3 protein-coding genes are annotated in these 3,889 nt (G+C 42.5%); all 3 read right to left on the reverse strand.

Features of this window, described 5'->3' with window-relative positions; all coding sequences use genetic code 11:
- Positions 1-425, reverse strand: a 425-nt coding sequence (locus QZ359_RS05445) for an ABC transporter ATP-binding protein (RefSeq protein WP_293963928.1), incomplete at its 3' end; no start/stop codon positions are given.
- A gap of 130 nt (positions 426-555) precedes the next feature.
- On the reverse strand, positions 556-2,967 hold the full coding sequence (locus QZ359_RS05450; RefSeq protein ID WP_293963929.1) for a glycoside hydrolase family 95 protein: 2,412 nt from the start codon (positions 2,965-2,967) through the stop codon (positions 556-558).
- 52 nt (positions 2,968-3,019) lie between these two features.
- On the reverse strand, positions 3,020-3,712 hold the full coding sequence (locus QZ359_RS05455; protein ID WP_000240129.1) for a phosphoglycerate mutase: 693 nt from the start codon (positions 3,710-3,712) through the stop codon (positions 3,020-3,022).
- Positions 3,713-3,889: the final 177 nt, after the last annotated feature.

Raw genomic sequence — 3,889 nt, forward strand, 5'->3', positions numbered from 1 at the left:
CCTCCAGAAAGCTGGGCTGGAAAATTATTGAGACGATGAGCCAGACCTACATCTGTCAGAACCTGCTCAGGATCCAAGGCATCTGTCACGATTTCAGAAGCCAACTCCACATTTTCCTTAGCGGTCAGATTGGAAACTAGATTATAAAACTGAAAAACAAAGCCTACATCATTTCTACGATAATTGGTCCTCTGGTGGGAACTATAATCTGCAATATTGGCACCATCAATCCAGATTTCCCCCTCGTCATTGGTATCCATTCCCCCAAGAAGGTTAAGAACTGTTGACTTACCAGCACCTGACGCACCTAGAATAATAACCAATTCTCCCTTTTCAATCTCAAAATTCACATCACGATTGGCCACAATTTCCGTGTCCCCAACCTGATAACGCTTGTAACAGTGTTTCATCTCAATATAAGCCATCAGAGCCACCCTCTCTCAAACAATTTACTTCCTACTACCATTATAACGCTTTTTCAACTAGTTGGAAACTGCTTACACTCTCAACCCCTTCAAAAAAGGCAGTCTCAAACCACTGCCTTCTATCCTCTTCTTAAAAATAAAATTGAACAAAATCTCCTTCTGCTGTTGCTACCGAAATCCAATCTTTCCCCATGCATTTCACTTCTGCTTTTTCTTGATTGACTTCAATTACACTTTTTTCAATACCTGGATAAGAGACTCGCAAATCTCCTCCACTCCTTGATAAAATGGTCATCTGTAAGAGTTTTTTATCCTCCCAGCGCATACTAACTTCAAAATGTCCACGTGCCATTAAGCCTGAAACGGAACCTGTTGACCATGCATCGGGTAGGGCGGCTAGAGGTACCAGATAAGCTGTATGAGACTGGAGCAACATTTCTGCCATGCCACTGCTAGCACCAAAATTACCATCTATCTGAAAAGGAGGGTGGCTACACCAAAGATTTGGCAAGGTGGATGACTTTAACTGCTCTGCTAATAATTTATGGGCTCGGTTGCCATCTCCTAGACGCGCCCAAAGATTGATCTTATTAGCCTTGGACCAGCCTGTACCACCGTCTCCACGATCATTGAGGCTAGCACGCGCCGATTCAAGATACTCTTGTCCCTTGTAGCTAAAGAGATTTCCAGGATAGAGTCCCACCAGATGGGAAGCGTGCCGATGCTGGGCCTCCACTTTTTCATTTTGAAAATGTTGCTCTTCCTCCTCATACCACTCTCTGATTCGACCAGATTGAGTGATTTGTAGAGGATTAAGCAGGTCAAATTTTTCTTTGACTTCCGTCAACAAGTCCGCATCCATCCCCAATTCTTGAGCAGCCTGGATAAAATCATGAAATAACTGCCAAATCAGAGATTGGTCATAGGTATTGCCAATCGAAATCGGCCCATGTTCTGGAGAATAAGACGGAGAAGAGACCCAACGATACGCCTGCTGATCCTTATGTAAAAAGACATTCCAAAAACGAACCGTTTCCCTCAACATGGGATAAATTTTCTCCCTGAGATAGTCTTGATCCCTATAAAATGAATAGGCTTCATAAACAGTTTGCATCATCCACGCATTGGCAGCTGGCGACCAACCCCAATAGTAATCCCAACCAGGTGCCGTCCAACCAAAAGGAGTCGCTTGAGTATGAACCAACCAACCATTCTCCTCTCCTTCCCGAGAGACGATTCCTGCATACCTTGCAGCCGCTAGACGACCATAGACTCGCAAATCATCGATATAGTTGATAACTGGAAAAGCCGTCTCTAGGAGATTGGTAAGATAGGCTGGCCAATAATTCATCTGCAGATTGATATTCAGGTGATAGTCCGAATTCCAAGGAGGATTATCGACCCCATTCCAGACACCTTGCAGGTTAGCTGGTAGCGAATCTGGGCAATCTCTGGAAGAACTAATCAATAAATACCGCCCATACTGGAAGAACAGCTCCTCCAAAGCCTGCCCCTCTTGTGGATTATAATTTTTTAACAAATCATCTGTAGTGGATGCGTCAACTTCAGCCCCCAAATCCAATTGAACACGCTGAAATAAAGCTTGGTAGTCCTGAATATGCCTTGATTTCAATTGGTCATAGCCCTTTTCTTTAGCTGTCTCCACCAGATTTTTTACTTGTCGCTCCAAATCTAGTTTCTTGCGATAATTGCTAGCAGGATTTTGGGCAAAATTCGTCTTAGCTGCCAAGAAGAGATTGGCATAACTGGCTCCTGATATCTGAACCTTATCCGACCAGACTCTAATGTCTCCATCTGTTTCCCAAGCTAGATAACTAGCAAACTGCAGGTCATTGTCCTTAACTCGCCCCTTCATCAAGATATAAGAATCAGTAATATCCAGCTTCCACTCCTTGTAATCAGATTTTTCCTGCTCATACTTTCCATCAGAAGCCAAATCACGGGTCAAGGATAGTTCTATAGTAAAATCTAGAGTTTCCAACCCTTCCTTAGTAAAGCGCTGAACCAAGAGATCATCTGGAAAACTCGCAAAGGCTTTACGTTCAAATCGCGTTCCCTTATAGGCATAGGAAGTCGTCGCAAGTGCCTTACTGATATTCAGCTGTCTCTGATAATCCGTCACCTGAGACAAAGTATTGCCTTGATTACTAAACACAATATGAATATCCCCAAATGACAGATAGGTCCCATATTGACTCGTTTGGGGCCCAACTAGGTGCTGTTCTGCCAGTTCTTTTGCCCGATTGTAATCTCTCTTTTCCAAAGCCTGCCGAATTTCAGCTAAAAAACTATACTGGTCCTGAAGATTTCCACCCTGATAATCTGAACTATCAGGAAGTGGACCACCAGACCAAAGACTTTTTTCATTGAATTGAATCCGTTCAGCCCCTATAAGCCCAAATACTTTAGCACCTAAAGAACCATTGCCAATCGGTAAAGACTCTTCTTCCCACCCCTTGTAAGTGGTTGAAGCTGGTTGCTTGTAGGTCAGCACATAATCTTGTTTTTTATTCCTTATCATACTACCATACTAACATAAAAAGCCTAGAAATCAATTCTAGACTTACAATTTTTTATTTTCCAAGGTAGTATTCAGAAACTACGTTCAATTTTTCGTCGAATTCGAATACCAATGGTGGGAAGTTAGGGATTTCCACGTCCATGATTTCGTCATCTGACAAACCTTTGATGTGTTTTACAAGGGCACGGATTGAGTTACCGTGAGCTCCTACGAATACGTTTTTACCATCTTTAAGAGCTGGAGCGATTTTATCTTCCCAGAAAGGAAGGGCACGTTCCAAAGTCACTTTCAAGTTTTCAGCATCTGGGATTACTGAGTCGTCAAGTGAAGCGTAACGACGGTCTGTGTGAGCTGAGTGCTCATCATCACGGTCCATGTTTGGAGGCAATACATCGTATGAACGACGCCAGATGTGAACTTGTTCATCACCAAATTGTTCAGCAGCTTCAGCTTTGTTTTTACCAGTCAAACCACCATAGTGACGTTCGTTCAAACGCCATGATTTTTCAACTGGAACCCACAATTGATCAGAAGCTTCAAGAGCCAAGTTAGTTGTTTTGATCGCACGTTTCAATACTGAAGTGTAAGCTTGGTCAAATTCGATACCAGCTTCTTTGATCAATTTACCAGCGTCAATCGCTTGTTGTGTACCTTTTTCAGACAAATCAACATCAGCCCAACCAGTGAAAAGGTTAGCTTTGTTCCATTCAGACTCACCGTGGCGAGCAAAAACCAATTTTACCATTAGATGGATTCTCCTTTAAATTTTCCGAGGTTTCCCCTCGTTTATCTATTCTATTTTACACAATTTTTCACAAAAAAGCTAGTCAAAACCAAAAAGGAAAGGACTGTTTGCCAATCACATTGTTTGGCTCTATAATATTTGTAGTGGGTAACCCCCTATGGATATTATGGAGCCTTT

The sequence above is a fragment of the Streptococcus sp. genome (genome assembly GCF_019414905.1).
Classification (GTDB): Bacteria; Bacillota; Bacilli; order Lactobacillales; family Streptococcaceae; genus Streptococcus.

What these genes read in the sequence shown, in the direction of transcription:
- QZ359_RS05450 (WP_293963929.1), bottom strand. Translation starts at nt 2,967, where the DNA reads ATGATAAGGAATAAAAAACAAGATTATGTGCTGACCTACAAGCAACCA.
- QZ359_RS05455 (WP_000240129.1), bottom strand. Translation starts at nt 3,712, where the DNA reads ATGGTAAAATTGGTTTTTGCTCGCCACGGTGAGTCTGAATGGAACAAA.